Source organism: Halalkalibacter oceani, assembly GCF_040544555.1.
GTDB classification, from domain to species: Bacteria; Bacillota; Bacilli; order Bacillales; family Bacillaceae_D; genus Halalkalibacter; species Halalkalibacter oceani.
On record NZ_JBEPKD010000013.1, the window covers coordinates 23,978 to 48,284 of the forward strand.

Annotated in this window: 27 protein-coding genes; 16 read left to right on the forward strand and 11 right to left on the reverse strand. The window is 47.4% G+C overall.

What is annotated here, in order from left to right; translation table 11 throughout:
• Nucleotides 1-196 precede the first annotated feature (196 nt).
• Together ABMB67_RS14230 and ABMB67_RS14235 are read left to right on the forward strand one after the other, a co-directional pair.
• Entirely contained in the window at nt 197-649 is a 453-nt protein-coding gene (locus ABMB67_RS14230) for a LytTR family DNA-binding domain-containing protein (protein ID WP_251224907.1), read from the forward strand.
• Nucleotides 650-662: 13 nt separating this feature from the next.
• Nucleotides 663-1,190: a hypothetical protein gene (locus ABMB67_RS14235; RefSeq protein WP_251224908.1), complete on the forward strand. Its 528-nt coding sequence runs from the start codon at nt 663-665 to the stop codon at nt 1,188-1,190.
• 87 nt (nt 1,191-1,277) lie between these two features.
• Here the strand turns inward: ABMB67_RS14235 and ABMB67_RS14240 are convergent, their stop codons facing one another.
• Nucleotides 1,278-1,949 (reverse strand): PspA/IM30 family protein, encoded by a 672-nt coding sequence (locus ABMB67_RS14240; protein WP_354572478.1) that lies wholly within the window; start codon nt 1,947-1,949, stop codon nt 1,278-1,280.
• A 223-nt stretch (nt 1,950-2,172) separates the two neighbouring features.
• Between ABMB67_RS14240 and ABMB67_RS14245 the strand changes: the two genes are divergently transcribed.
• From ABMB67_RS14245 to ABMB67_RS14255, 3 genes are read left to right on the forward strand one after another with little or no spacing between them, the layout of a single operon-like run.
• Nucleotides 2,173-3,135: an AAA family ATPase gene (locus ABMB67_RS14245; RefSeq protein ID WP_251224910.1), complete on the forward strand. Its 963-nt coding sequence runs from the start codon at nt 2,173-2,175 to the stop codon at nt 3,133-3,135.
• The gene (locus ABMB67_RS14250; protein ID WP_354572479.1) at nt 3,132-4,418 is read left to right on the forward strand and encodes a DUF58 domain-containing protein; all 1,287 of its coding nucleotides are present in this window, start codon (nt 3,132-3,134) and stop codon (nt 4,416-4,418) included. Before ABMB67_RS14245 ends, ABMB67_RS14250 begins: the two co-directional genes overlap by 4 nt.
• Before the next feature lie 2 nt (nt 4,419-4,420).
• On the forward strand, nt 4,421-5,797 hold the full coding sequence (locus tag ABMB67_RS14255) for a hypothetical protein (RefSeq protein WP_251224912.1): 1,377 nt from the start codon (nt 4,421-4,423) through the stop codon (nt 5,795-5,797).
• A gap of 64 nt (nt 5,798-5,861) precedes the next feature.
• Here the strand turns inward: ABMB67_RS14255 and ABMB67_RS14260 are convergent, their stop codons facing one another.
• The 3 genes from ABMB67_RS14260 to ABMB67_RS14270 form a co-directional block, all read right to left on the reverse strand.
• The gene (locus ABMB67_RS14260) at nt 5,862-6,218 is read right to left on the reverse strand and encodes a hypothetical protein (protein WP_251224913.1); all 357 of its coding nucleotides are present in this window, start codon (nt 6,216-6,218) and stop codon (nt 5,862-5,864) included.
• 22 nt (nt 6,219-6,240) lie between these two features.
• Nucleotides 6,241-6,372, reverse strand: coding sequence for a hypothetical protein (locus ABMB67_RS14265; RefSeq protein WP_285890624.1), 132 nt, complete (start codon nt 6,370-6,372; stop codon nt 6,241-6,243).
• 85 nt (nt 6,373-6,457) lie between these two features.
• The gene (locus ABMB67_RS14270) at nt 6,458-6,736 is read right to left on the reverse strand and encodes a hypothetical protein (protein WP_251224914.1); all 279 of its coding nucleotides are present in this window, start codon (nt 6,734-6,736) and stop codon (nt 6,458-6,460) included.
• A gap of 134 nt (nt 6,737-6,870) precedes the next feature.
• On the opposite strand from ABMB67_RS14270, the gene ABMB67_RS14275 reads away from it, so the two are divergent.
• The 3 genes from ABMB67_RS14275 (at nt 6,871) to ABMB67_RS14285 (ending at nt 8,791) form a co-directional block, all read left to right on the forward strand.
• A complete protein-coding gene (locus ABMB67_RS14275) occupies nt 6,871-7,698 on the forward strand; it encodes a DUF2268 domain-containing putative Zn-dependent protease (protein ID WP_251224915.1) in 828 nt (275 codons plus the stop codon).
• Between the two features lie 24 nt (nt 7,699-7,722).
• Entirely contained in the window at nt 7,723-7,947 is a 225-nt protein-coding gene (locus ABMB67_RS14280; RefSeq protein ID WP_251224916.1) for a YuzI family membrane protein, read from the forward strand.
• Nucleotides 7,948-8,044: 97 nt separating this feature from the next.
• The gene (locus tag ABMB67_RS14285) at nt 8,045-8,791 is read left to right on the forward strand and encodes a YjbA family protein (protein WP_251224917.1); all 747 of its coding nucleotides are present in this window, start codon (nt 8,045-8,047) and stop codon (nt 8,789-8,791) included.
• Nucleotides 8,792-9,359: 568 nt separating this feature from the next.
• Here ABMB67_RS14285 and trpS read toward each other — a convergent pair.
• Nucleotides 9,360-10,346, reverse strand: coding sequence for a tryptophan--tRNA ligase (gene trpS, locus ABMB67_RS14290; RefSeq protein WP_354572480.1), 987 nt, complete (start codon nt 10,344-10,346; stop codon nt 9,360-9,362).
• A 163-nt stretch (nt 10,347-10,509) separates the two neighbouring features.
• Between trpS and ABMB67_RS14295 the strand changes: the two genes are divergently transcribed.
• Nucleotides 10,510-11,667: an MGDG synthase family glycosyltransferase gene (locus ABMB67_RS14295; protein ID WP_354572481.1), complete on the forward strand. Its 1,158-nt coding sequence runs from the start codon at nt 10,510-10,512 to the stop codon at nt 11,665-11,667.
• On the opposite strand, the gene ABMB67_RS14300 is transcribed toward ABMB67_RS14295, so the two are convergent.
• On the reverse strand, nt 11,600-11,782 hold the full coding sequence (locus ABMB67_RS14300) for a hypothetical protein (protein ID WP_251224921.1): 183 nt from the start codon (nt 11,780-11,782) through the stop codon (nt 11,600-11,602). The genes ABMB67_RS14295 and ABMB67_RS14300 overlap by 68 nt on opposite strands.
• Before the next feature lie 85 nt (nt 11,783-11,867).
• Here ABMB67_RS14300 and ABMB67_RS14305 point away from each other — a divergent pair, with 85 nt between their 5' ends.
• Nucleotides 11,868-12,431, forward strand: a complete 564-nt coding sequence (locus ABMB67_RS14305) for a TlpA disulfide reductase family protein (protein ID WP_354572482.1) — start codon at nt 11,868-11,870, stop codon at nt 12,429-12,431.
• A gap of 90 nt (nt 12,432-12,521) precedes the next feature.
• Here the strand turns inward: ABMB67_RS14305 and ABMB67_RS14310 are convergent, their stop codons facing one another.
• Both ABMB67_RS14310 and ABMB67_RS14315 read right to left on the reverse strand, forming a co-directional pair.
• Complete coding sequence (locus ABMB67_RS14310) at nt 12,522-13,517, reverse strand: sodium:calcium antiporter (RefSeq protein WP_251224923.1); 996 nt, start codon at nt 13,515-13,517, stop codon at nt 12,522-12,524.
• Between the two features lie 355 nt (nt 13,518-13,872).
• On the reverse strand, nt 13,873-14,382 hold the full coding sequence (locus ABMB67_RS14315; protein ID WP_251224924.1) for an HD domain-containing protein: 510 nt from the start codon (nt 14,380-14,382) through the stop codon (nt 13,873-13,875).
• 227 nt (nt 14,383-14,609) lie between these two features.
• On the opposite strand from ABMB67_RS14315, the gene trhA reads away from it, so the two are divergent.
• The 5 genes from trhA to ABMB67_RS14340 all read left to right on the forward strand — a co-directional run bounded on the left by trhA (nt 14,610) and on the right by ABMB67_RS14340 (nt 17,829).
• Nucleotides 14,610-15,254 carry a PAQR family membrane homeostasis protein TrhA gene (gene trhA / locus ABMB67_RS14320; RefSeq protein ID WP_354572483.1) on the forward strand — a complete coding sequence of 215 codons (645 nt, stop codon included), beginning with the start codon at nt 14,610-14,612 and terminating at the stop codon, nt 15,252-15,254.
• Between the two features lie 125 nt (nt 15,255-15,379).
• Nucleotides 15,380-15,610, forward strand: coding sequence for an excisionase family DNA-binding protein (locus ABMB67_RS14325; protein ID WP_251224336.1), 231 nt, complete (start codon nt 15,380-15,382; stop codon nt 15,608-15,610).
• A gap of 66 nt (nt 15,611-15,676) precedes the next feature.
• Nucleotides 15,677-16,873: a putative glycoside hydrolase gene (locus tag ABMB67_RS14330; RefSeq protein ID WP_354572484.1), complete on the forward strand. Its 1,197-nt coding sequence runs from the start codon at nt 15,677-15,679 to the stop codon at nt 16,871-16,873.
• A gap of 212 nt (nt 16,874-17,085) precedes the next feature.
• Nucleotides 17,086-17,661, forward strand: coding sequence for a GNAT family N-acetyltransferase (locus ABMB67_RS14335; RefSeq protein WP_251224334.1), 576 nt, complete (start codon nt 17,086-17,088; stop codon nt 17,659-17,661).
• A 42-nt stretch (nt 17,662-17,703) separates the two neighbouring features.
• Complete coding sequence (locus tag ABMB67_RS14340) at nt 17,704-17,829, forward strand: hypothetical protein (RefSeq protein WP_285890550.1); 126 nt, start codon at nt 17,704-17,706, stop codon at nt 17,827-17,829.
• A 141-nt stretch (nt 17,830-17,970) separates the two neighbouring features.
• Here ABMB67_RS14340 and ABMB67_RS14345 read toward each other — a convergent pair whose 3' ends face one another.
• Both ABMB67_RS14345 and ABMB67_RS14350 read right to left on the reverse strand, forming a co-directional pair.
• Nucleotides 17,971-21,036 carry an efflux RND transporter permease subunit gene (locus tag ABMB67_RS14345; protein ID WP_354572485.1) on the reverse strand — a complete coding sequence of 1,022 codons (3,066 nt, stop codon included), beginning with the start codon at nt 21,034-21,036 and terminating at the stop codon, nt 17,971-17,973.
• Nucleotides 21,037-21,040: 4 nt separating this feature from the next.
• Nucleotides 21,041-22,261 carry an efflux RND transporter periplasmic adaptor subunit gene (locus ABMB67_RS14350; protein WP_251224332.1) on the reverse strand — a complete coding sequence of 407 codons (1,221 nt, stop codon included), beginning with the start codon at nt 22,259-22,261 and terminating at the stop codon, nt 21,041-21,043.
• A 351-nt stretch (nt 22,262-22,612) separates the two neighbouring features.
• Here ABMB67_RS14350 and spxA point away from each other — a divergent pair, with 351 nt between their 5' ends.
• Nucleotides 22,613-23,008 carry a transcriptional regulator SpxA gene (gene spxA, locus ABMB67_RS14355; protein ID WP_251194619.1) on the forward strand — a complete coding sequence of 132 codons (396 nt, stop codon included), beginning with the start codon at nt 22,613-22,615 and terminating at the stop codon, nt 23,006-23,008.
• A gap of 190 nt (nt 23,009-23,198) precedes the next feature.
• Here spxA and ABMB67_RS14360 read toward each other — a convergent pair whose 3' ends face one another.
• Nucleotides 23,199-23,861: a TerC family protein gene (locus ABMB67_RS14360; protein WP_251224331.1), complete on the reverse strand. Its 663-nt coding sequence runs from the start codon at nt 23,859-23,861 to the stop codon at nt 23,199-23,201.
• Nucleotides 23,862-24,307 lie beyond the last annotated feature (446 nt).

Consider the following 24,307-nt stretch of genomic DNA (forward strand, 5'->3'; position numbering starts at 1 on the left):
AAACAAAGTCAAGATATAATACGAAAATCGAACTTTCTAATATTTGGAAGTTCGATTTTTTATTTACTACCACCAAGATGTGCAATCTATGTGGCTATATCGGTAAAGTATTCCTCTTATATTGAAAGACGAAATTTCGATTGCTAAACTACTTTTTGAAACAGGGCTATTACGAGGAACGAAAGGAGGCTGCCAGTTGAAAATCAAACTTGACATTAGTAAGGAACGTTATGATGAAATCAAATACGCACTCGAGGAGCGAGGAATTGAAATAGATGATACGGCCGACCTGGTATTAAGTGAGGCTAACAGCTTCATTGATAATCTGACTGTGAGAGAAAAAGGAACAAATTCGCGGATCATTTTACCGGTAGAGGATATTGTTTGTATTGAATCGTTCGGTCATGCAGTTGAGGTACAAACGCAAGAAGCACTATATCAAGCTACCGACCGGTTATACCGAATTGTCAGCTTGCTTGATCCGACAAAATTTTTGCGGATTAGTAACTCTGTTGTCATTGCAAGAAATAAGGTTAAACGCATTACCCCAACTCTTTCGTCGAAGTTTATCCTTACAATGACGAATGGTAAACAGGTTGATGTAACAAGAAGCTATTATTACATATTTAAAGAGAATTTCGGAATATAGAGGAGGCAATGACATGGGTTTTCCTATTTATTTTCTCGCGCTGGTTGCAATCCTAATGATAGTAGCCGCTACCGTTGCTGTCTATTTTCAAGTCTATAAACGGCATATTAATAAGGCTTTAGCAGCGACCGAGGGCAAGCGTACTTCAATGGTTCCTCCAAATAAAGTCGCAATTGGTATGACGATCATCGTTTTACTTATTGGTATCTTGATTAGCTATTTTGCGGGATATGTGAATGCCTATAAAGATTACGAAGAAGACGTGTGGGTGCTGGCACATTCTGATATCCAGACATTCTATGCAGAGGTAAAAGAAGTTGGCGAGAAATCTTTAATGGTTGATGGGATATCCCTCAATGATGAGAAATATCGGGGTGAATTTCACTATGATATATGGGAAGAAGTGAGTATCTATCGGCAGGATAATGCTATCCCGCTTTCTGATTTATCAGAAGGTGATTTGGTTTCCATCACACTATTAACCGACCGCACAGGCATTACAAATATCTTTAAAATTGAGCAATTAGCTGACAAGGAGTAGTCTTGTGTTCCGACGCCACAAGCTCGTGCGATTTCATTCATTGGCTGGGAAAAGGGAAAAACAACCTTGTTCCCAGCCCCTTCTTCGTTAGTTTTTATTATTTAATTTCGCTTTCAGCGCGGCGAGTTCATCATCAACAGAGCTCTTTGTATCGAGAGCCGCCAGTTCATCATCCAGCGTTTTGTTGGCGCTGCGCAATTCTTCGGACGCTTCAGCTTCGGCTTCATGGCGGATCACTTTTTCTTCCATCCGGTCAAAACCGCTCTTCGCCCCAGTGCCGATGCCGGACATCGTCCGGTTGACTTTGGCGCGCGCTTTGGCGCTTTCGGAACGCGCCTTCAACGAATCTTTCTTCATGTTCATTTCGCGGAGCTCATCTCTCATTTCGCGGAGTTTGTCTTTCAGCTCTTCCGATAGTTTCGCAGCTTCATCGACTGCCTGCTTGAGCGAATCGGCGTGGGATTTCTGTTTATTCTTATCCTCCAGCACTCTTCTTGCCAGGCTTTCATCACCGGACTCAAGTGCTGTAACGGCCTGTTCCTCACGCTTGGCGACGAGTTCTGCCGCTTCGGTATATTGTTTGCTGAGCAGCTTTTCATTAGCGATTTGTTTGGCGACGGCGGCTTCAACCTCGGCAATGTCTTTTTCCATATCGAGGATAAACTGGTCAAGCATTTTTCCTGGATCCTCAGCTTTATTGAGCAAAGCGTTCAGTTCAGAGGATACAACCGTCCGAACCCGGTTAAAAAAGCGAAACATGGGCAACCCCTCCATATAATAAGTGTGAAGCAACGATACGGTAAAAACAACGTTGTATTCTTTTATTATATACGAGAAAAGAAGCGTCTGGTTTCACAATAAGGCAAAAGGAAGAAACAATTTACATAGAGGAGAGCAAAAGTCAGAAATTTCGATAAAAAGTGACTCGCGTGTTGTCGAAATGATACAATAAATAGAATGAAGAGATGAGGAGGAAAAACAGATGGGAGAGCGTGATTTTTCAGAGCAGAGGCTGGAACTGCTCTGGCAGGAAGTCGCAAAGGTCGTCATTGGCCGGAGCAGGGAGTGTCGGCTTATGCTGACAGCTCTGCTGACGGAAGGACATGTGTTAATTGAAGATATGCCGGGAACCGGAAAGACGACGATGGTCAAGGCGTTTGCGAAAGGTCTTGATTGTCAGTTTACCCGTATCCAATGTACCCCGGATCTGTTGCCGTCGGATATTGTCGGAGGGTCGATTTTTAATCCGAAGACAAATGAATTTTATTTGCGCAAAGGTCCGGTTTTTACCAATATTCTGCTCGTTGACGAGATTAACCGCTCATTACCGCGGACGCAGTCCAGCTTGCTGGAAAGCATGGAGGAAAAGCAAGTAACGATAGAAGGGGTAACCCATCCTCTCCCGGCTCCGTTTATCGTATTGGCGACGCAAAATCCGGTTGATATGGAGGGGACGTTCCCATTACCTGAGGCGCAGCTTGACCGTTTTTTAATGAAGCTGACGTTAGGCTATCCGTCAGCGGAGGAAGAAGAGCAAATGCTGGCACAGGTCGGAGATGAAGTTCCGTTTGCCGAGATCAACAGCGTTTTCAGCCCGGAGGAGATTGCTGGCTTGCAGCTTGCTTGCCGCCAGGTCGAGGTGCATGAAGCGATACGCGAATATATTACGGCTCTTGCTCAAAAAACCCGGCAGCATCCGCTTGTATCAGTCGGCGTCAGCCCGCGGGCGAGTAAAGCGCTATATAAAGCAGCGAAGACATGGGCTTTTCTTCACGGACGCCGCTATGTCACGCTTGATGATGTGAAAGCTTTGATCGTGCCAGTCTGGAATCATCGTCTCATTCTGACAACCGAAGCCCGCATGAACGACCGTAAGCAGGATGACATTTTGGAGGAATTATTGAAAGAGGTTGCTATTCCTGAGGAACAGGTGATCCGGACATGAGCCAGGCCGAGCGTACGGAAACGACTCCTCCCACCAAAGAAGAGGAGTTTTCCGTAAAGGAAACGAGCGTGCTGTTTGAAGCGAAAGCGAGCTGGGTGCTGCTGGCTTTGCTGGCGCTGGCGATTTGGTTCCGCTTTTTGCCATTGATCGCTGTCTCTACTTTTTTGCTGCTGCTTTCCTTCTGTATGATCTGGTGGAAGAAGAAAGCGCTGACAGGACTGGAGCCACAGCTGACATTCTCGACGTCGCGCGTCTTTGCCGAAGAGGAATTTCATATTGACGCATCGCTCACAAACAATAAATGGTTGCCATTAGTATGGCTTGAATGTGAACTGGCTGGCAGCAGACTTGTCAGCTGGGGGAAACAGCAACGTACATATGTCGTGCGCTTTTTGTGGCTGTTATGGTATCAGCGGATTGAGTGGACGATTGAAGGGAAGGCGCAGCGGCGCGGTGTGTATGAATGTCAGGACGTCACGCTCAGATCGGGAGACGGATTTCGCTTTTCAGAACAGGAGAAGCCGTTTCCAGTCGGGCAGGTGCTGTTTATTTATCCAGCTTTGCGTTCTGTTCGGCCACCTGCCTTTCGCCCATCCTTGCAATGGGGGATGAATGGGAAGCAGGGCGGCTTTCTGGAAGATCCGCTGCTGATCGCCGGGATTCGGGACTATGAGCCGGGCGACGAATGGCGGAAGTTTAACTGGAAGGCAAGCGCCCGTACAGGGAAGCTGCAGTCCAATATTTATCAGCCTGTTGTGACGGAGCAGCTGATGATCGCCATTGATGTACAAGCTTTTCTAGTACAGCCCGAGGCGTATGAGGATCCGAGTGAGCAAAAGAAATATGAGCTGCAAAAGCAAGAAGCATTTGAGAACTATTTGTCGATTATCGCCTCGTTCGCCGCGGTTTATGAAAAGCAGGGGATCATGATCGGATTTATCACAAATGCGCTTGATTACAAAGGACAGCCGCTCGCTTCTCTACAGCCAAACGCTCAATTGACAAGCTTCCTCGATCAACTGGCAAAAATGGAAGCGCGCATCCAAATGAGAAAGAAAGACTTTTTGCAGAAGCTGCGCTATGAATTGCCCCGTTCGGTGCCGCTATTTCTTTTTTGCGGAACGGTGACGAAGGAGCATTATCAATGGTACGAACAGGAAAAGAACCGGCTGGCGGATGTGCAGTTCTTTTATAGCAAAGAGAGCGAATATTCACAAAGGCTCACCCGGCTTGCTAAGCCGTTTGATGAGTATGTGCAGCAGCCGGCGAGGAAAGGAGGATAGCGATGCAGCTGTTTACATCCATCGGAAAATCATTGATCGTGCTGCTTAGTGAGGCGGTATGGATTTATTACTTGATCGTCCTGTTCACGAGTATCGAGTGGGGAAGTGTCGCTTCCTTCCAGGTCTCCTGGTGGCTCGGCGCGGCAATCCTCGGCTACGCTATGACAAAAGGGCTTGCCGGCAGAGTTCATTACATCGCTGTGATCGCGATTCAGCTGCCGCTTTTGCTTTTCATTCTTTGGCAAAACTGGCTGGCGGCCGTGCCGCAAGGTGGTTGGGTTCTTGGGATTTCGCTGAGCCTCGCCCTTCTTTTTCTCTATGTTCGCAGTGGCAGCTTCGTCTTTTTTGAACCGAAGCGGGCCCATATGCTCCGGCGCTTTGAAGGGAATATTATCTTTTATGTGATGTTTGCCTGGATTTTCACCTATAACGGGTGGGCGACCGAAACGTTTCATCTTCTGTTTCTCGCCAGCATTTTTCTCAGCTTGCTCGGAATGGTGACAACATTACAAAGCGATACGCAGTCGGCCGGACAGGAGGTAGAGGTGAGGACGGTTGGCCAGTCCCGCTGGTTTCATGGGGTGCTTTCGTTATTTGTGCTTTCCATCACCCTGCTATGCTTTGTGTTATTTTTGCCGATCATTCGCAACGGACTTTATGCGCTTGCTCTCACGGGCTGGGGCTGGCTGACGGCGGCTGGTGCTCTGGCGCTTAAATGGCTCCACTGGCTGCTCAGTTTGCTGCCAGGCGAAACGGGCGGCGAGATGCTGCTGGCGGAGAACAATGAGATGCCACTGCTTCCTGAAGAAGCGATGGAGGAAGCGCCGTTCAACATTCCGATCCACTGGATTGTCATTGGCCTCGGCAGCGTGGTCGCGATCCTCGCTCTCATCGTTGTCGCCAGATTTTTGAAAGGCTGGCAGCCGCCAAAAGGGATCAAGCCACGCAAGCTGCGCGTTACCCGCATTTCCTTATGGAGCAGGCTGCTCAGCTCCTTACAGGCGTTAGGGCGCAGGCTAAAACGGAGATGGCGCGCCGGTATCCGGCGTTATTATCTTCATTCGGTTTATTGGACATATGCCAAAGTCCATAAGTGGGGGAGAAAAAACGGCTTGAAACGTCAAAAGGTGGAGACGGCGAAGGACTATATTGACAGAATCATCTCCAGACTGACGGAAGACCAAAAAGGGGAAAGTGACGCTGAAAGACGTGAGCAGGCGGAGCTGCAAAGTATGCTGAGACAGCTCTATCAGGAATATGACGCCGTCTATTACGGGGGAGAGAAAATCGGAACCGAAACGGATTACGCGCCGTTACTGAACATGCTTGGCGCTAGATCGCTTAAAAAAAGGCGCACGGCAGGAAATAGTGGCGCTTAAGAAAAATAATGAACAACCATCATCAGCCAGGTTTGCCCGTAGATCATCGAAGCAAACCTGGCTGTTATTTTCGAGGCGGATTATTTAATAAAGAGGATAAAAAGTCGCCGACAGGAACATCACGGACTTGATCAATAAGCTTATCGAGCTCGGATCTTTTTCGCAATGAGCCTTCAAGCAGGACTTGAACGGTTTGATCTCTGTCAACAAGAATGGACTGCACGTGAAGAGCATCGGTTAACAAGGCGATAATCACAGCGATTTCATTTGGAGTAAGCCGTGATGCCAGGTTCTTTGCTTTAGCTTGCTGTTGTTTTTTTTGATTGAATTGATTCGGCGGGGGCCCTTGCTGATTTTGCTGCTGCCCCTGACCGTAAAGATACGGATTGCGATAAGGAGGTGGTGAGCCATTTGGAAACATATAAAACCCCTCCTTATGTTAGTTAAGAATTAAAGACGATTAAAGGACTGGCAGGGACGTCACTCGGTTCGCCATTTCCTAAGTCAAGCAGGAAGCTGATAACGATAAAAATTGTCATGACAAACAAAAGACCGCGTTGGAATTTGTCGTCCATGTTTTCACCCACTCTGCGCACGATTTTCCTACATCTTATTCGTCACAGCTTGACTTTGTTCAAGATGCAAGCCCCCGCTTCTTTCTTATTCACTTTCAATATGCTTGACAAACTGGTGGAAATGGCTGAGAGCCATCATCAAAATTTCGCTATCTGTCGTTTGCGCCGCGCTCATGCCCACTTTTCGAAAATAGGTTTGAATCTCTGCAAGCTGTTCGAGCTGTTCTCTATACAATGAGCATTCGATATACCTCGTTTCAATCCCGAGATGGGCCGCTAAATCGTTTGTTTTCCGGCACGTTTCGTTAAGCTCGTCCGTAAAGCGGTAATAGGTGGCGAGCTGTTGTTCTCTTCCCGTAGCCATCGAGATCCCCTCCTCCTCTTCTTATTTTTACATAATCGCCAAAACGTGAAAACCATGAATTGATGATGAACCTGGACAGATGAAGGTTCATATTATCATTTTTTCTCATATAGTAATTTAGAGGAGGGAAAAGCATGGGTGTGGTGCGAACGGATAGATGGCTGCGGATGTATGCTGAGCAGTGGAAGAAGGCGGATAGCGTAACAGAAAAGGTCGATGTCGCCCGGAAAACGCTAATCAAGCCGCTTTGTGATGTCTTTCAGACAAAGGATGTTCATGCGCTGCAGGATCATTTGCTGCAAGCCGGCCTGCTTCAGCCGGATCAGCCTCTTTCTTCCCAATGGCTGGAGCGTGAGGAGCCATGGCGGATTGTCGCGGAGCAATACCGAGCGTTGCAGCGAAAGTGGACGGGACCCGAGGTGAAAATTTATTTGCTGCCGATTGAGGAGCGCAATCGTTTTTTGCAGGACCAGCTCGGGGGAAAAATGGGGCTGACATTACCAGAAGCGGTTATTCTCTTTATTCATCCGGCGATTGAAGAAGAAGAGCTGCGGGTTTTGCTGACTCATGAATATCATCATTGCTGCCGGCTGAGTCATACAAAAGTGACGGAACAGGAGATTACATTATTAGAGTCGATCGTCATGGAAGGGCTGGCCGAACATGCAGTGAAAGAAGAGTTCGGTTCGGGGCGCACGGCAGTATGGACAAGATATTACGACCGGTCATGGAGCATGGAATGGTTCGAGAAATGGCTGAAGCCACATCTTGATTTGCCAAACAGAAAGCTTCATTACCGTTATTTATATGGTGACAAGCGAAGCGGTATTCCACTTTGGCTTGGTTATTATTTTGGCTTCCGGCTTGTTGCGACGGCGTGGGATGAAGAAGCGACCACGAGCAAGCTGTTACCTTGTCCAGCGGAGGAACTGCTGGCAAAATCGGAGTTTCATGAACGATAAAGAAGAGCAGGGGAGGTGATTAAGTTGATTCGGCTATTTTTTGTGCTTACCGGTATTTTGCTGGCGGTTGGCGGCGGTGTCAGCATACTTGCGTATTTAAATTTGTTGACGACAGGCTATCATTTTACGATGTATCTCGCTTTTCTTGTCAATCGAATTGAACTTTATCTCTTTTTGGCCGGAGTCGCTTTAACGATAGGTGCCCTCATGTTCCCCTCTTCCCGTAAACGTCGTCGCCCTCCGAAATAAATTATTCTCAGGAATTAGCAGCTTGTGGAATAAACTGGTTCCAGTCTGCCTATACTGTGGATACCAAATTGATTCAGAAGTAAGGGGGGGCTTTAGTATGGTCCATATTCGAGACGTATGGGTCAACTGGTTCGAAGGCGAAGAAAATGGCTACAACGTTTGTGAGTTTCATGAATGGCGCAGTGAAGACAAGATCGAGGTACTGGATCAGGCGAAGCTTGTTTTCGTAAGTGCCCGCCTATTTGATTATCTTGAAAATTATTTAGATGAACTGCCTGATGAATTGCTGGCAGAGGTTTACCAGCAAAGCTATTTACGAAAAAACATGTCACGGCTGCAGCTTGATTATTGCTTTGTGGCGACAGACGGCGAGAAAGTGATCGCGGTCGATACGATGGGATATAAAACACCGATTCGCAAAAGCCGCCTGACTCCGCGGCAGGAACAAACGGTGTATGAGCTATTGCAGCAGCATGAAATGAAAGAGTTTGATATTGAGCATGAAATCGGGAAAAAGGAATACCATATGCTTTCTCCGGATCCCGCCGAGCTGAAAGGATTGACCCGCAAGGAACGTCAATTAAAGCAGCTGCTCTATATGGCGCTCGATCAGCTTTATACGACGGGGACTGATGCCGAGGTGCGCTATTGGTATACGGAATGGAACCCGCGTGATTATATGCGGATTCAGATGCTTGAAAGAGAAGAAGCGTGGCAGCAGCTTTATGATGAGATTCGCCCGGGGTGGACAAGCAAGCATCATCAACTATGTGAAGCGATGGTCCGCGGACAGGCATTTTTCGAGAAGCTCTGGGAGCTTGAGCATGGGGAAAGCGTAAAATAATGCAGATTGTGAGCAAGCGTTGACATTTTTACGACCTCCATTTACAATTCCACACCACTCTCCTATAATGGGAAGGAAGAACATCTGTACATAGGAGGGATAGAAATGAACACGGATACTTTTGCTCATACAGTCATGCAAATCCTTACAGTCGTTTTACTCGTTGGAACGTTAGGACTTTCCTTTTTTGTCGGGAAAATCTGGAAAAAGAATAACGGGTATTAAAGAGGGAGCTTGAGACAAAACTAGCTTTGAACCTACTGGCAATGGCTTCACACGCCACAAGTCCGTGGCGGTTCCGCTCATTGCTTAGAGGCTGGAAAAAGGTAAAAACAACCTTTTTCCAGCCTCTTTTTTGTTTCGTAATCAGGGTTCGGCTCTTTGACCTCGCTACCGTGATGGGGGCACGCTTTCCGCAGGCGGGCGTTGAACGAACCGGCTACGTCGGAGTATTTCAACATGCCCGTCCTCCTGGAAGATGTCCGCTTTTTGCTTCTCCACAAATAAAGACTGGGGCTACCCAATGTAAAGTGCCATCTTCAGAAAATCATGCGAACAATCGTTTTTCTCATCTTTTCCGGCCTAGGCCGATTGCTTTTTCTGCTTTTTTAATCATCCGGTTCGCTTTTTCGTTGGCTTTTTCTGCCCCGTGGTCTAAGATCGTATCGAGCTCTTCCGATTGAATCAATTCGTAATAACGCTGCTGGATCGGCCGCAGCGCTTCGACAACGACTTCAGCCAAATCCGTTTTAAAGTCTCCATATCCTTTATCGCGATAACGCTCGACAATCTCCTCAACGGTAAGTCCTGAGCAAAGGGAATAAATTGAAATCAGATTCGTGACGGCCGGTTTGTTTTCTTTGTCAACGTAGATGCCGCCTTCCGTATCGGTGACGGCGCTTTTGATTTTCTTCGTGATCGTCGCTTCGTCATCGAGCATGGAGATAAAGCTCTTCGGATTCGGGCTTGATTTGCTCATTTTCTTTTCCGGTTCTGTCAGCGACATAATCCGGGCGCCGACTTTTGGAATTTTCACTTCAGGAACCGTAAAGATATCATTATATTTCTTATTGAAACGCTCGGCCAGGTCGCGCGTCAGCTCCAGATGCTGCTTTTGATCCTCGCCAACTGGGACAATATCCGTGTCATAAAGCAGAATATCGGCGGCCATCAATGGCGGATAGGTCAGGAGCGCGGCAGAAACGGCTTCCTTGCCGGCTGATTTATCTTTAAATTGCGTCATTCGTTCCAGCTCACCTATGTAGGAGACACATTGCATAATCCAGCCGAGCTGGGCATGGGCAGGTACTTCCGACTGAATAAAGAGCGTTGATTTGTCGGGGTCAATTCCTGCTGCCAGGTAAAGCGCGGCTAAACTGCGAATGTTTTCGCGCAGCTTCAAGCGATCCTGCGGTACTGTAATCGCGTGCTGGTCGACAATACAAAAGTAACAGTGATAGTCATCCTGCATCTCGACAAAATGCTTCATTGCGCCAAGATAATTCCCAAGCGTTAATGTACCACTCGGTTGAATTCCAGAGAAAACGGTTTTCATTCTTGTTCATCCTTTCACCATTGCATGATTTCTACTTTATCATATAATGTCTGTCCTTTCACCAATCCTTTACGGAAACATAACAAAAGGACGGTTGAATAATTACGCATTTCTTTTCCATACTTTATAAGTAAGGCGCATATTACAGAAAGAGGTGCTATCGATGTCAGGAGCTCCAGTTGTGTTTACCGCTTCGATTGGGAAAGGGCATGATCAGGCGGCGCTTGCATTGCGGAAGGAACTTGAAGCACGGGGCTTTCCGCGTGTAAGGGTGATTGATACGCTGCATTGGCTTCATCCATTACTCCACCACAGTGTCCGTATGTCTTATACGTGGCTGCTGCGCTATCGTCCAGAAGTATGGGGGAAGCTTTTTTCGGAAAATTTTCAGTCGCCAAAATGGCTTGTTTCCTATGAGAAAATGATCCGTCTTTTTACAAAACAGGTCGAGCGTTTCATCGCCAGGGATAATCCTTCCTTTATTATATCAACACATCCGCTGGCAACGCTGCTGCTGGCATTGGCGAAGGAAAAGCAGAATTGCAGCATTCCCTTATACAGTGTGGTGACTGATTTTCAACTGCACCGCGCCTATCTACATAAACAGGTGAACCGTTATTTCACGATCGATGAACAGGCTCCGCGATTTGCGATTCAGAACGGTCTGTCGCCCGCGTTGTTTCAAGTTAGTGGAATTCCATTTCCGACAGAGCCGCCGACTGCGATGGAGGCAGCTCTGTTTCGGGAAAAGCAGAATGTTCCTCCTGATCGCGCGACGGTTCTCGTGGCGGGAGGGGGCTTCGGCATTTCTAGCTACGAAACCATTCTGGAAGAACTGGAATGTATCGATAAGCAGCTGACCATATTGTGTATGACTGGCCGCAACGAGCAGGCGGCGCGGAAAATCAACCCCGCTGCCTCTAAACATGAGGTACGCATTATTCCGTATACGGCTCATTTTGTTTCGTATATGGCAATCAGTGACGTTATGATCACGAAAGCAGGCGGGCTGACACTCAGCGAGGCGCTTGCTTGTGAAACTCCACTTGTTCTTTACGAGCCGATTCCGGGGCATGAAGAGCAGAATGCGAATATTGTGGTTGAGTGGGGGTTGGCGCTTAGAGCGTTTACGCGCCGCCAGATCTCTGAACAGACTGCCCTTATTTTAACCAATCAGCGGGTGAAAGAGAGAATGATCCAATCGGCACAGAAACGGAAAAAGCCGTACGCTGCTAAGGAAATTGTTAATGCGATTACGCTTGGTCAGCATCACGCTGCTGACGTCGTTCACGCAGGCGCATTATCCAAAGGATCAGGTTGAGGCCGACTAATGGAAAGAAGATCAAATCATTGCGGTTATCCTGCTGATAGGAAATGACGACGAAAATAACGAGGGCGATAACGGCAACGGCTTGAGCCAGCTGTAGTTTGGTCATTGATTTTTCTCCTCCTTTTGCATGATTATGACATGATGGACATAGGTTACATTATAGCAATTTTTACTGGGAAGAGGCGAATGGGATGAACAATAAAAAACGGCAAACCTTTTATCGGAGCATTCTAATTCTCATACTGTGCGGAGTCGGCTTTATGTATAGTCAATCAACAACGGTCTTTCAGCAGGTGGAGGAAGCAGTGGCCGCCCAGGTGACAACAGGGGCGCAAATTGGACAAGAAGCGCTTTCCTTTGAATTGCCGACTTTAACAGGGAAGCAGGTCGCGCTCGACGATTATCGCGGCCAGCCGGTCGTGCTCAACTTCTTTGCGACATGGTGTCATCCATGCCAGGAAGAAATGCCGATTATCGTCGAGATGGAAAAAAGGCTGAAGGAAAAGAATGTCGCTTTTTTGGCGGTCAACATGACAAGTCAGGAAACGGACAAGTCACAAATCAAACCATTTCTCCAGCATTTCCGCGCCTATTTTGATCCGCTGCTTGACGAAGAAGGAGACGTGCTGAAAGCTTATCAAATCATCGGCATCCCGACGACGATTGTCATTGATGAGCATGGCATCATCACCCAACGGATTAACGGCGGGATGACCTATGAGATGATGGAAGATCTGATTTTGCTGCGCGAGTAAAGAGAGGGCTGGGAAAAAAGGTTGTTTTACCCTTTTCCCAGCCCTAAACAATGAGTGGAACCGTCATGAGTTTTGCTTAAAGCTCTCGTCCTATTGAATAAAAATCAGATAGGAGGAGACGAAGTAGAGAACAATTAAGATTAAGGAAGGGAGAGCGTAGCGGAAGGCTGACTCTCTTGGCTTACGAACGAGTGAATATAGAACGACAATGGAAAGGATTCCGACTGCCGCTGCGGTAATCTGATGGACATCGGAAGCGGCGCTAATAATCGTCCCTTTCCGGTAAAACACATCTGAAGCACCAAGGATCAAGATATTAAACAAATTGCTTCCTAAAATCGAACCAATCGCCAGGTTATGGTTGCGCAATTGCAGCGCGACAAGAACGGACACGGCTTCGGGAAGGGAAGTCGTTGCGGCAATTAGGAAGCTGCCGACAAAGCTTGCTCCAAGCCCGGTAATGACAGCAATCTGATCCCCGCTGATAGTAAGAAGGGTGCCGGCACCCATGATGACAAGTGCGGCGATAATAAAGCCGATGATCGCCCGCTTTAAAGGAATGGCCGACAGATTGTAGGGCGATTCCTTTTCCTCCTCGATTTGCTGGGGCGCGGCCTGCTGCTTTTTCGATAAATAAGAGATCAGCCAGAGCCCTGCTCCGTAAATCATCATTAGCACCCATGTATCAAGCCCGATGCCGAGAAAGTCATAGGGCAGGCGAAGCGTCAATGCCAAAAGGGCCGCAATCGCCAACAAAAGGCCTAAACTTGCCGTATAAAAATGAGACCGGTCCGCGGAAGCGAAGATTTGCTGTTTGCGGTAATATAAATCAAAGCTGGCTAAAATTAATAAATTAAACATATTGCTTCCAAAAACATTTCCGACAGCAATATCGGGACTGTCGAGAATAATCGCCGATACGCTCGTTGTTACTTCAGGAAGAGAGGTGGCGCCAGCGAGAAGAATCGTGCCGACAAGCATCCCGCCGAGGGACGTCTTTTCCCCGATTGTATCGGCGTAAGTAGAAAGTTTCACAGCAGCGATCACCGTCACAACCGCCGCTAAAATAAACCAGACAAAAACCATTGAAGCTGCCTCCTTTTTCTTTAAACACCACAAAAAAAGACCCTTTTATGAGAGTCTGCCCGTAAATCGCTGCTCTCATAAAAAGGTCTTGCGTACTTTATGAACATGAAAAGATCATGCCAGAAAGCTCAATGAACCGAGTGGAATTCCACTGTCATGACGACTCATTGACCAGTTGGTCGCTACTCCCCTTTTCGGGTATCCAGTTGTGTTGGACTAAATGTAGCATGAAGCTCTGGTATTCGTCAATAGAAAACCGCAATTGTCATTTGGCAGGAAGCAGATAAGCGTGGGGAATCCTTTCAGGTTCAGCTGCATTCGGGGGAGAGCGGCGGCTTTTTCCGTTCCACGCCGCTTATATGTCACCTTCTACTTTTTTATCTAGTTCGCCGAGAAGGTGGCGGGCCCGTTCGTCTGAAATCGTGCGGTAATGATGCTCTCCTCCCGGCTCCTCGTCCGCTTCGTCGGCAAGTGCGACTACATATTGAAGCGGCTTCAGCTCAAGCTCTCCCTCAGGCAAGTAGGAATCGGTATGAAGCAGAATTGCCAGGGCAATTTCTTTTGCAATGCGCGGATGTTCTCCGAGGCGGATCAGCAGTTTATGCGCCCGTTCCGCCCCTTTGATCGCATGAATATCATATTCCTTATATAATTGATAATCCCATTGGCCGTCCCGATACCATGTGTAGTGGCCGATATCATGAAGAAAGGCCGCTTTTGTTGCCATATCGGGATCAACATGGTGCACTTTCGCCAAGCGAAAAGCATGGTAAGCACAAGCAACAGCATGAGCCATGCCGGAACGTTTTACAAATTTTTGCGTAATCGGATGGTCAAATAATTGGACAAGAGTAACATATCTCACCGTGCCTTCCTCCTTCTATATAAGGTCAGTAAAGTTGAAAAATTCCCGGCTGATTCGAGACAGGCGCCGGGGCTTCACGCATTTTAAGTAAAGCTGTTGCGCGGTTTTACTTATTATATTAACGCATGTCAGTCAATGCAACCATCATGCAGAAAATCATGTAAAAACCGCGATTGATCTCCATTTATTTGGTATACTATAAAAAGGAAGAGGAAAAGAGGGAAAAGATGGCGACTACTCATACGTTTTCAAAAGAAGAAGAACTGGCAAATGCCATTACCCACGGAATTGGTGTCCTGTTAAGCTTAGCAGCTCTTGTGCTGCTGATTGTGTTTTCGTCTGTTCACGGCACGGCGCTTCATATTATCAGCTTTACGATTTACGGAGTTACGATGCTGATGCTATATTTTTCTTCAACGATGCTGCACAGCTTGCCTGCCGGCAGATTGAAGAACATGTTTGAAATTTTTGATCATGCTTCGATTTATTTGTTTATTGCTGGGAGCTACACACCTCTGCTTTTTATCGTCGTTCAAGGTACGCTTGGCTGGACGTTGTTCGGGATTGTATGGGGGCTGGCGACGGCGGGGATTGTGTTTAAAATCTTCTTTGTCAAGCGCTTCCTGTTTCTGTCGACGTTGTTTTATATCGGAATGGGCTGGCTCGCGATATTTGCGATTAATCCTCTGATTGAGAACATGCCTTTTGCGGGAGTTGTTTTGCTTGTAGCTGGAGGACTTTGTTATACATTTGGCACGATCTTTTATGTGTGGCGCGGATTCAGGTTTCACCATGCTGTATGGCATACATTTGTATTGGCCGGCAGTGTTTTGCATTTCTTTATGATCTTGCTCTATGTACTGCCGATTTGATCTGAGAAGACAGCGAGCTGGTGAGAGACCGCACGCTGTCTTTTTGTTTTTAAAACGGCTTTTTTCGGGTAGAAGGATGACAAGCTTTGTCGACTGACGGTATAATTTGAAGGGAGGAACGGAAGATGTACGTTACCGTTGCAGAGTTAGCAGAATATTTAGAGTTGCCGGAGGCTTATCTTCAGCAGCAAATACAGCTTGGTCATATAAAGGCTTTTCATGATGGAAAGCAGCAGCTGATCAATCGTGATCAATTCATGTGGCATAAGGAACAGCTTGATGTAAAGCGCAAGCAGCTGGCAGCTGAAATGGAAGAGCCGCTTCCGGAAGACTGGGATGCCAAGGATGAAGATTAATACATAGATGATCTGGAGAGCAAGCTACGTAGAAAGGATCGTGAATGGAAAATGGGGAAGCCATGGATGAAGATGCTCATGCTGATATGTGTCTTTAGTTTAGTGGGCGCAGGAACGGCTTTTGCAGCAGAAACGGGGACAAGCATCGCAACCGGGAAGGAGCACCAGCATAAAGCAGTAGCCAAAACGGCACTCGAACTGCCAAATGATGTCGCTCGCTTCTTATATGATTCAGGCTATCAGTTTGCTTATCCGGAGGACGGGGTTCGGGGGATTTATGTCACCGGGAATTCGGCTGGTGGAGAGCGCTTTTCGAATTTGCTTGAGCTGATCAATACGACAGATTTGAATGCGATGGTCATTGATATTAAAGAGGATCATGGGCATTTAACATACCGGCCTGAAGAGGATTCCCCTTTTTATCCTATTTCGAAAAACTACATTCATGACCCTGAACAATTAATGAAGACGCTTGAAGAGAACGAGGTATACCCAATTGCCCGGATTGTCGTCTTTAAAGATTCGGTACTTGCTGAGCAACAGCCGGAGCTCTCCTTTCTTGATGGCGGAAAGATATGGAAAAATGGACGAGGTGAAGCATTTGTCAATCCTTTCTTAAAGGAAGTATGGGATTATAACATTGCGATCGCGGAAGAGGCGGTGAAGCTTGGATTTCAGGAAATTCAATTTGATTATGTCCGCTTTCCGGAAGGGTTCGAAAGACGGGATGACGTCCTGCAATACAGTGTGGGAGAGTATGAAGGCGGTGACGGCGATCATGTGCAGAGCAGAGTCGCGGCTGTGACCGATTTTGTTTCCTATGCGAAAGAGCGGCTGGAAAAGTATGATGTTGATGTATCGGTCGATATTTTCGGTTACTCGGCCACCATTACGGAAGCGCCCGGCATTGGACAAAATTTTTCCAAGATCGCAAACGAAGTAGATGTCATCTCATCGATGATTTATCCAAGCCATTGGACGCCTTATTTTGGCATTGACAAGCCTGATTTATTTCCATATGAGCTGACGCGTGAATATGCGAAAGTGGAAAATGGCATCCTCGCCCAGCTTGACAATCCTCCTGTTTCACGCCCGTGGATTCAGGACTTTACAGCAAGCTGGCTTGGATCAGGTAACTATCAGCCTTATGGAAAAGAAGAGGTCGAAGATCAAATCCGTGCTTTAAATGAGCAAGGCATTAACGAGTTTTTACTCTGGAACGCGACAAACCGCTATACAGCGGGCGTAGACTATAAACAGTAGATGGCCTCGTCCCGAATGCAGCTCGGGACAAGGCCTTTTTCTGAAACGGAGCAAAGCGGAAGAATCGGGGTTTATTCTATGGATGCTCCACCTTAGTTTTCCTTATGAAAGCAGAACCGTGCTTTTTCCAGTAAATGCTGATTTGATCGCGTTTAACGATTAGCAAGAATGGAATATACTATTAATGAAGATAACTAACGGGAGCTGAGTTGATGAATTGGTACGAAAAGCTAAGCAAGTACTTTCCGATTGAAGAGATGAAATCAAAAGAACATATGGAGCTTCTTTTAAAAGAAAAAGCTGATATTTACCATAAGGATGAAGGACCACATCATGTTATGATGTATGTAGAAACAGATGATTTTATTTTTGTGGATTATTTATTTGTCTCAAAGGAGGCAAGAGGCCAAGGGCTGGGAAAGAAGCTGTTAAATCGCTTGAAAGAAAAGCAAAAGCCGATTATCCTTGAAGTAGAACCAGTTGATTATGAAGACAGTGACACGAAAAAGCGTCAACGTTTTTACAATCGCGAAGGGTTCACGCATGCACAGTCTGTTGGTTATCGTAGACGCTCTCTTGCGACAAATGAGGTCAATGAGCTTGAAATTTTGTACTGGTCACCTCAGGACGAGTCTGAGCAAAGCATCTACGAAAAGGTCAAGCATACGTATGAGGCGATTCATACGTATAAGGATAAGCAGCTTTACGGCGAATCCTATGAGGATGTTGATCAGGTTGTCACTTATAATGCAGAAGCAGCCGAAGCAAGCGATCAACCGACCGTGTAGGCGCTGAATCGTTCACCATAACAAAACAGGTGGGTGATTTGAATGAAACGAATTACGAAAAACCGCAAGAAAAAACGTGAGCTTGTGAAGGATTTTTTGAAAAAGAATCTGAAAAATTGGAAAGAAAAAACAAAGCAGCAGCCGATACCGAATCGCTATTCTGCATAAAAAAACGTCTGAACAAGGCTTAGTCCCTATTCAGACGTTCTTTTTTCGTTAGAAATCCAGAATGTGTAAGCGTGAGGCGGGGAAGGGTAGCGGCTCCATTCTTTACCCGTCTGCCTGAAAGAAGTCCATTTGCAGGCAGCCTCAATGTAATGTCTCCGCGTGTGGCCGTCGCTTTTCCTTGCGCTGATCGGTCAGATAATAAATAACCGGAATCAACAGCAGGGTGATAAAGGTCGAGACAGCAAGTCCGCAGACGATCACGATCGCCATTGGCTGCTGGATTTCCGTCCCTTCGCCAAAGCCTAACGTAAGCGGAATAAGCCCGAGAATCGTCGTCAGCGCCGTCATTAAAATCGGGCGCAGGCGAATCGGTCCTGCTTGAATAATCGCATCGTATGAGCTATACCCATTCTTTTTCAATGTATTTATATAGTCGACGAGAACGATCGCATTGTTGACGACAATCCCGGTTAATATCAAGATTCCGACAAGCGATCCGACCCCGATCGGCTGATTGGTGAGCAACAGCCCGAAAATGACGCCGATCGCTGTAACCGGCACGGAAAACATAATGATAAACGGATAGAAGAAGGATTCAAACCGCCCGGCCATGACCATGTAGACGAGGACAATGGCGAGCGCGATGGCTCCGCTTAGCTTCGTGAAGGCATCGTTCATCTGTTCATTTTGTCCGCCGAAGCTTATCCGGTACCCGTTTGGCAGCAAAGGGCGAACCTCTTCAATCAGCGCCTCTTCAATCTCATTAATAACGCTGCCGAGATCGCGATTTAAAATTGACGCGGTGACCGTCACTTCACGCATCCGGTCCGATCGCCTAATCGTGCTCGGTCCTTCGCCACGTTCGACTGCTGCAACAGAAGAAAGCGGGATCCGCTCTCCGCCCGGCGTTGACAGCAACAGCTGTTCAAGCTGTTCGAGCGAGGCGGTATAAGCATCGTCGACCTGGAGTCGGACATTTAGCTCTTCGCCGTGTCTCGCAATCCGTGTCGCCACTAATCCGCGCGTCGCGTCGCTGATCGTCGAAGCAATTTGCGCGCTAGTGATACCGTAGGAGGAAGCGGCCTGCCGGTTGATTGCCACGGTCACCTCCGGATTGCCGTCTGCATAGTTCGTCGTCGGCTCGCGCACGCCTTCAATTGTTGAAACAGTCGCTACAATCGCCTCAGAAAGCTGTTCCAATGTCTGAAGATCCTGGCCTTTTACGGTGATTGAAATCGGATCATCGGTAAACCCGCTATCACTCGCCGAGACGCGAATATCCGCATTTGGGACAGCGGCGAGGGAACTGCGAATGGAGTCGGCAATCTCCAAGTCGGATGTAGTCCGCCTATCGGTGTCGCTTAAGAGTAAACTGTAGCTCGCTCTGTTTGTCTGTGAGCCGGCACCGAGAGAAAAATTGTCCGTTCCGCCGACGGTCACGTAGGCCAGTTCAACTTCTGTAAAAGCAGCGAGCTTTTCATTGATTTCTTCCGTCACTTGATAAGTCGCAGACAGGGCGCTCCCTGGCGGTAAGCGGACGTCGATGCTAATAAAGCTCTGATCCTGGGCCGGAAGAAATTCAGTACCTAACAGTGGAATACAGCTTAGTGAGCCGGCTAGGAGTGCGGCGGTAACCGCTATAATCCGTTTCGGCCGCTGCAGGCTGAATTCCAGCAGCCTTTTGTAGACGGCCTTTGTTTTCTCAAAGCCGACCTGAAAGACGGATGTCTCGTCGGTCGTTCTTAAAAACGTCGACGACAACAGCGGCACAATGATCAGCGCGGTGATCAAGGAAGCAAGTAAGGCAAAGGCGACAGTGAGCGCCAATGGTTTAAAAAGCTGGGCCGCGAGTCCGTCTACGAAGACAATTGGCAGAAAAACAACGACGGTCGTCAGCGTTGAAGCGACTATCGCGCCGCCGATTTCCCCCGTGCCGTGAATCGCCGCCTCGCGCAAGCTTTCTCCTTCCTGGCGTTTGCGGTAAATATTCTCGAGAATCACGATTGCGTTATCAACCATCATTCCGACGCCGAGCGCCAGTCCGCCAAGGGTGAGCACATTTAATGTTTCACCCGAGAAATACATAAATAAAAACGTCGTCATAATCGAGATCGGAATCGATAAGGCAATAATCAAGGTGCTGCGGATGTTCCGTAAAAAAAGGTACAGAACAAGGGCCGCCAGTCCGCCCCCTAGGAGAATATTCCAAAAGACAGCATTGATTGATTGCTCGATAAAGCGGCTTTGATCAAAGATTGTTTGAATCTCGATTCCTTCGGGCAGCTGCTGCTTCAGGTCATCGAGTTCATCGTTGAGCGCTCTCGTGATCTGAACGGTATTCGTACCGGACGCTTTCAAAATAGAAAGACCGACCGCCGGCTCGCCGTTCAAATAGCTCTCCTGAGAGAGAGGCGCCGTGGCTTCGCTGATGGCGAATAAATCACCGAGCAGTACAACCCCGGCATTGGTCGGTATGGGAAGCTGCTCTAAATCATAGACCGAGGTGAATTCACTGCTGACTCGAATCGGAAAAGATTGATTTTGGTCGTGCACTTCACCTGCCGGAAAATTGATATTTTCACTGGCAATAAGCTGTTGAAGGTCTTGTAATGTTATGCCGTATTGCGCAAGCACGTCAGGCTGAATGTCAATCCGGATTTCCTGCTCACTTCCACCTTCAACCTGTATGGAAGCAACACCGTCAATCGCATCGAGCCGCGGCTTGATTTCATTTTCAATTAACTGCCTGGCTTCAGCCGTATCTCCGCCTGGTTCCGTAATAGCGAGCTGGACGATCGGCAGCATGCTCGGATCAAACCGCATCACTTGCGGAGCGTCTACTTCGCTTGGCAGCATCTCTCGCACCTGGTCGATTCGTTCCCGCATCGTCAAAGCGGCGAAATCCATATCCGTGCCCCAATCAAAGGCGACGAGGATCAAGGCACCGCCTGTCCGGGAAGTCGAGGAAACCGACTCGACATTCGGAATGCTCGCCATCAGCTCTTCGATCGGCTGCGTAATCAGCTCTTCCACTTCTTCAGGGCCGGCTCCGTCGTAGGAGGCCGTTACCGCCACGACGGGAAATGTCAGCTCCGGAAAGAGATCGACTGGTAAATGACGCAGAGATACACTTCCGAGTATAATCAGAAAAATAATAAACATCGCCATCGCGACAGGGCGTAATACTGATAATTTAGCTAGATTCATGTTTTCACTCGCTTCTTACTGTAATCGCGGCTCCATCTGTAAGCCGCTCTTTCCCGACTGTGACCACTTCGTCACCCTCGTTCACTCCGTCTATCACTTGGATGCTTGCGCCGTCTCGCGTGCCAAGCTCAAGCTCCTGCCTGCGCACGCGATTTTCCTCGGCGACAAACGTATATGGCTCTCCATCCTGATAAAGAACGGCGTCAGCAGGAATAACGACCGCCTCCTGCACGGTGCCGAGCTCAACCGTCGCCGTCACTCTCATGCCGCCTTTTAGCTGCTGAGATTCATTTGGAACTGTCGCATGGGCCATAAAGGCGTTTGTCTGCGGATCAATGACCGGCGACACAGCAGTCAGCTCTGTCTCGATCGTTTCGTTCCAGCCGGCAATGCTGAGCGAGAGCGGCATCCCCGCAGCGAGTCTGGCAACTTGAAAGCTGTTCACGGCAAAAGCGGCATCCATTTTACTCAAGTCGCTGACAATGGCCAGCGGCTGATTCGGAATAGCCGTTTGCCCCGCCGTAACATCAAGCTGAGCGATCGTACCGGCAATCGGAGCTGTAATGCGAGTCTCAGCCAGAGCGCTTTCCGCCTGACGAACGGCTTCCTCTGCCTGATTGATTTGCATCGACAGCTCTGCCGTGTTCAGCGGAGCAGAAAGACTTCCGGCACCAGCTGCCTGAGTCAGTGCCGCCTGCTTTAGGGAGACATCGAGACTTGCTTGAAGCAGATCGGTCAGCGCCTGCTGATCAGCGGCACCTTCCGCTTCGTCCAAAGCTTGTAGAAGCTCTTGAGCTCGTTCAATTGAGGCGAGCAATTCAGTTTCGAGATCAGCCGCCGCCGAGATGTTTTGTTCAACAGACTGATTGATCTGCTCAGCCTGATGCAACGCCTGCTTCAGCTCATCAAGTACTTGATTGGCCTGGTTAACCTGGCGCCGCGCTTCCCCGTCATCCAAGGAAATAAGCAGGTCTCCCGCTTCTACGGCTTGTCCAATTTGTGTATGTACGTCCGTTACTTTTAGCGGCATTGCCGTCACTAATGGGACCTGTTTAGTAGGAAGGAGCTGTCCTGATAATTCAAGTGTTTCCCCAATAGAGCTGATTTGAACAGGGGCAAGTTCAACGAGAAGCTGCTGCCGCTCTGTCTGCTCATTTGTAATATCCTCCGTCGCACAACCTGCCAGGAGCAGAAGAATGGATAAGGATGCTACCCATTTTTTCATGCGCTTCACCCCCGTAAATAATGTATAAATCTTAGCTTATCAAAACGTACTATATTTTAAAGAAACGATAAGGAATCTTTCGTTATAAAGTGTGACAATCATGTGACAACTATGAGCTGATCGAGAAAAAAATTGTTTTTTAACTAAATAAACATATATGTTTAGAAAGTTTTTTTGTATAATAGGTTTAGGAAGAACATTGCAAGGGTATTTTTCATTATCTCTATTTAGAAGAAAAGTTTAACTTCTTCTATACAAAAGTTAGACAGAGTTGTATAATTAGAGTATCGACATGTAAAATGGCATTCAAGCTCGACATAGATCTCATAACCTGGAAGGAGAGGTCCGTACATGGTCACTTTATTAACATCACCTAGTTGTACATCATGCCGGAAAGCAAAGGCTTGGTTAGAAGAACATAATATCCCGTTTGAGGAACGTAATATTTTTGCTGCACCATTAACAGTGGAGGAAGTAAAAGAGGTTGTCAGAATGACCGAGGATGGAACAGATGAAATTATTTCAACACGCTCAAAAGTGTTTCAAGAGCTTGATGTTGAGCTTGAGTCTCTTTCCTTGCAAACATTATTCCAAATCATCAGTGACAACCCAGGCCTTCTACGCCGTCCAATTATTTTTGACGAGAAGCGTCTGCAGGTTGGCTATAACGACGCGGAAATTCGCCGCTTCCTTCCGCGCAAGGTGAGAACATTCCACCTTCAGGAAGCACAGCGTCTGGTTAACTGAAACAGAGGCTGTGGCGTGTGAAGCCATTGCCAGTAGGTCCAAAGCTAGTTTTGTCTCAAGCTCACAGAAGCAGCGAGTGGAGTCTGCACAATGATTTTAAAGCGAGCAGGAAAGTGGATTTCTTTCCTGCTCGCTTTGTGCTGAACGAAGCCGCTGCCAGCTTTAGACAAATGACTTCGTATTCTCAAAATTAGTTCTTCTGAGACAGTGCTTTTTTATAAGCACCGAGCAAAATCACCCCGGCGATCATTATGATTTGCAGACCAAGGGCAAAAAAGTCGAATTGCTGAAAGAGAGGGGCAAGCATTTCCTCGTGCGTGATCATTCTTGAAGCCGTATAGGCAAGGATTCCGGCTCCGAGATATATAATGATCGGAAAGCGATCAAAGAGATTCAGGATTAACTTGCTGCCCCAAATGATGACAGGGACCGAGAAAAGCAGACCGATCATGACGAGCAACGGATTTCCATGAGCGGCTCCGGCGACGGCGATCACATTGTCAAAGCCCATGACAAAATCGGCAATGATGATGGCCTTGATCGCACTCCATAAGCTAGTACCGCCGTTTATATCGCGCCCGTTTTCTGTTTCGGTCAACAGACTGTAAGCAATGTAAATTAACAAGGCGCCGCCGGTTGCGAGTAAAAAGGGGATTTCCAGTAAGTGTACGGCGATGATCGTCAGTCCCATGCGAATGATAAGAGCTAAACCGAGGCCGAGTAAAATGGCTTTATGACGTATTGAGGCCGGTAAATTCCTGCAGGCAAGCGCAACGACGATTGCGTTGTCTCCCCCGAGAATGATATCGACCCCAATGATGGTAAAGAGTGAAATAAGAAAGTCCGTATCCACGTTCGATCATCCATCCTTTAGTAAAAACATTTTATTTTTTCATAAAAATCATTGACAATTCATATATGTATCAGTGACAATAAAAAATTAAGAAAGGCTTGTCTTATTCGTCTATAGAATCACCATATGGTTAAGGCAGTGATTTTATGATGAGAAAAGGAGAAGTTTTTTAATGAAAATGGAATGGAGGAAATCCTGTCATGGCGGGGTTTTGCAGACTTGAAGGGTATTTTTTTCTGAAAAATCGGAGAAAAATGCAGCTTTTAGATTTCCATTTTCAAAGGATTTATCATAAAATAGAAGAAAGCAGATCATCCATTTGCTGACCAGCCAGCCCATACGTTCTCTGCTCATTCAAGGTTGATTGATCGAAAGGTTTACGGGTATAACGTAAGAAAGGTGTTTGCTGGATGAATCCATTAACCAATGACTCGAGTAGGAGGGAG